The following is a 3,203-nucleotide window of genomic DNA, read 5'->3' on the forward strand; positions in this document are numbered from 1 at the left end:
GCATCGGCTTCCATTTCCTCTCCGACGGCCGCTTCTTCACCGGCCAGAATCTCGGCATCGTGCTGCAACAGGCCGCCGTCAACACCGTGCTCGCAGCCGGCATGACTTTCGTCATCCTCACCGGCGGCATCGACCTTTCGGTCGGCTCGATCCTCGCCGCCTCCGCGATGGCCGGGCTGACGCTCTCGAAGCTCCCCGAATTCGGATGGCTGTGGCTGCCGGCCGCCGTCCTGACCGGCCTCGGCTTCGGCGTCATCAACGGCGCCCTGATCGCGCTGCTGCGGCTGCCGCCCTTCATCGTCACGCTCGGTTCGCTGACCGCGGTGCGCGGCCTCGCCCGCCTGCTCGGCGCCGATACCACCGTGTTCAATCCTTCCATTCCCTTTGCCTTCATCGGCAATGCGTCGCTGACGCTCATTCCCGGTGTGGTCTCGATTCCCTGGCTGTCGGTGATCGCACTGCTGGTCATCCTGATCTCATGGCTGGTGCTGCGGCGGACCGTGCTCGGCGTCCACATCTATGCGGTCGGCGGCAACGAGAGCGCGGCGCGGCTCGCGGGCATCAAGGTCTGGGCCGTGCTGATCTTCGTCTATGGCGTATCGGGACTCCTGGCCGGCCTCGGCGGCGCGATGCAGGCCGCGCGGCTCTATGCCGCCAACGGATTGCAGCTCGGCCAGTCCTACGAGCTCGATGCCATCACCGCGGTGATCCTGGGCGGCACTTCCTTCGTCGGCGGCATCGGCTCGGTCTGGGGAACGCTGGTCGGCGCGCTGATCATCGCCGTGCTGTCGAACGGCCTCATCCTCGTCGGCGTGTCCGATATCTGGCAATATGTGATCAAGGGGCTCGTGATCATCGGCGCCGTGGCGCTCGACCGCTATCGACTGCAAGGCTCTGCCCGCACTTGAAAGACGACATCGCGCGAGATTCAATACCGCCTCAATGGCGTCCCCTGCGGCTGCTGGTCCGCCGTGCCGGGGGAAACCACAACGGACCAGGGAGGAAGCCCATGTTGAAGACGATCTCGTTTGCCGGCGCCGTGATGGCGCTCGCCCTGAGCACCGCGCCGTCCGCGGCCAAGGAGCTGAAATCGATCGGCGTTTCGCTGGGCTCGATGGGCAACCCGTTCTTCGTCGCGCTGTCGAAGGGCGCCGAGTTCGAGGCCAAGAAGACCAATGCCAATGTGAAGATCACCACCGTCGGCTTCGAATATGATCTCGGCAAGCAGGTCACCCAGATCGACAACTTCATCGCCGCCGGCGTCGACCTGATCCTGTTGAACCCGGGTGACCCCAAGGCGATCGGGCCGGCGATCAAGAAGGCGCAGGCCGCCGGCATCATCGTGGTCGCGGTGGACACCGCGGCCGAGGGCGCCGATGCCATCGTCACCACCAACAACGTCCAGGCCGGCGAGATTTCCTGCCAGTACATCGTCCACAAGCTCGGCGGCAAGGGCGACGTGATCATCGAGAACGGGCCGCAGGTCTCCGCGGTGATCGACCGCGTCACCGGCTGCAAGAACGTGTTCGGCAAACATCCCGACCTCAAGGTGCTCTCCAGCGACCAGGACGGCAAGGGTTCGCGCGAGGGCGGCCTGACCGTGGCGCAGGGCTATCTCACCCGTTTCCCGAAGATCGACGCCATCTTCGCCATCAACGATCCGCAGGCGATCGGCACCGATCTCGCCGCGCGGCAGCAGCAGCGCAGCGGCATCATCATCACCGCGGTCGACGGCGCGCCCGACATCGAGACCGCGCTGAAGGACCCGGCATCGCCGCAGATCCAGGCCTCCGCCTCGCAGGACCCGTTCTTCATGGCGCGCCGCGCCGTGCAGCTCGGCGTCGGCCTGCTCAACGGCCAGAAGCCCGCCTCGACCACCGAGCTGCTGCCCTCCAAGCTCGTCACCCGGGACAACGTCGCCGAGTACAAGGGCTGGACCTCGGACCGCTCGCAATAGGTAGGTGTAGGGTGGATTAGCGGCGCGTTCGCCCGAAGAGCAAGGCGCCGCGTAACCCACCCTGTCGTGAAATGGTGGGCACGCTTCGCCTTCGCTCTTCGGGCGCTGGCGAAGCTCAGTCCACCCCTGCGGAAGTCCGGCTAAAGGCATTTCTCGAAGAACAGGTCCGGATAGGGATCGTCGTTGAAGCGGTCGATCTCGGTCCAGCCGGTGCCGCGATAGAGCCGGCTGGCCTCCGGCAGGGCGCTGTTGGTGTCGAGGCGAAGGATGCTGACCGACAGGTTTCGCGCGGCTGCTTCGGCTGCCTCAAGCAGGCGGCGGCCGAGGCCCAGCCCGCGCGCCGAAGGCGCGACCCATAATCGCTTGATCTCCGCGAACCCGCTCTCGCTTCCCTTGAGTCCGATGCAGCCGAGGGGCAGGCCGTCCGACATCGCAACGAAGAACGCGCCGCGCGGCGGCATCATGTCGGCGGCGTCGGGATCGCGCGACAGCGACACCTCGAAACCGCCTTTGAAGCGGCGCGAGAGCTCGCCATAATATTCGCCGAGGCAATAGCGTGCCTCCTCTCCGCTCGGATTCACCTGCTCGATCCTGATCCGGCTCCGCCCGAACGCGGCCGCGATCAGGTCCATGGCGGCCAGCAGCACCTCGGGCCTGCTGTGGCGGACCAGCAGCGCCTCGGCCTGTGAATTGGAGATGGCCTCATAGGCCTCGCACTCGCGCCGCCCGGCCCTGGTGAGCTTCGCGATGCGCCGCCGCGCATCGTCCGGGTGCGGCGTGGTCGCAACCAGGTCCTCGTCCTCCAGGCTGCGCAGCAGCCGGCTCATGAGGCCGGAATCGAGGCCGAGATAGTCGCGCAGCTCCGCGACATCGCCCCGCCCCTGGCCGATCGCGTTGAGCACCCGCGCCGCGCCCAGCGGTCGCCCGCGTCCGAGAAACGAGCTGTCGAGCGCGCCGACCTCCGAGGTGACGGCGCGGTTGAAGCGGCGGACGCGGGAGACCGGGGTCAGCATATTATCTGACTTTAGTCAGATAATATGCTCTGTCAATGCCGCAGCCCCATCGCGCATCAGACCAGGACGATGTTGGTATCCGTGAGACCGCGGAGGACTTTGACAGGCTCGCCGAGAAGGCGCTGCGCAGCGAAGCGCCTGCGCTGATCGCGCTGCGCATCGACGGCGCGCCCGGCGTGAGCCAGACCGTGCGCGATCCCGGCTGGATCCGCAACCAGTTCATGCGCGGGGCT

3 protein-coding genes and 1 pseudogene are annotated in these 3,203 nt (G+C 66.8%); 3 read left to right on the forward strand and 1 reads right to left on the reverse strand.

Annotated features, from left to right (window positions below):
* Together JOY90_RS22495 and JOY90_RS22500 are read left to right on the forward strand one after the other, a co-directional pair.
* On the forward strand, window positions 1–908 hold a 908-nt coding region (locus JOY90_RS22495), incomplete at its 5' end, for a ribose ABC transporter permease (RefSeq protein WP_291693313.1).
* A gap of 101 nt (window positions 909–1,009) precedes the next feature.
* Window positions 1,010–1,957: an ABC transporter substrate-binding protein gene (locus JOY90_RS22500; RefSeq protein ID WP_291693314.1), complete on the forward strand. Its 948-nt coding sequence runs from the start codon at window positions 1,010–1,012 to the stop codon at window positions 1,955–1,957.
* Window positions 1,958–2,097: 140 nt separating this feature from the next.
* Here JOY90_RS22500 and JOY90_RS22505 read toward each other — a convergent pair whose 3' ends face one another.
* The gene (locus JOY90_RS22505) at window positions 2,098–2,970 is read right to left on the reverse strand and encodes a MarR family winged helix-turn-helix transcriptional regulator (protein ID WP_291693315.1); all 873 of its coding nucleotides are present in this window, start codon (window positions 2,968–2,970) and stop codon (window positions 2,098–2,100) included.
* Between the two features lie 35 nt (window positions 2,971–3,005).
* Between JOY90_RS22505 and JOY90_RS22510 the strand changes: the two are divergent.
* Window positions 3,006–3,203: pseudogene (locus JOY90_RS22510) on the forward strand (hypothetical protein); the annotation flags it as partial.

It is taken from the genome of Bradyrhizobium sp. (assembly GCF_019242285.1).
Classification (GTDB): Bacteria; Pseudomonadota; Alphaproteobacteria; order Rhizobiales; family Xanthobacteraceae; genus Bradyrhizobium.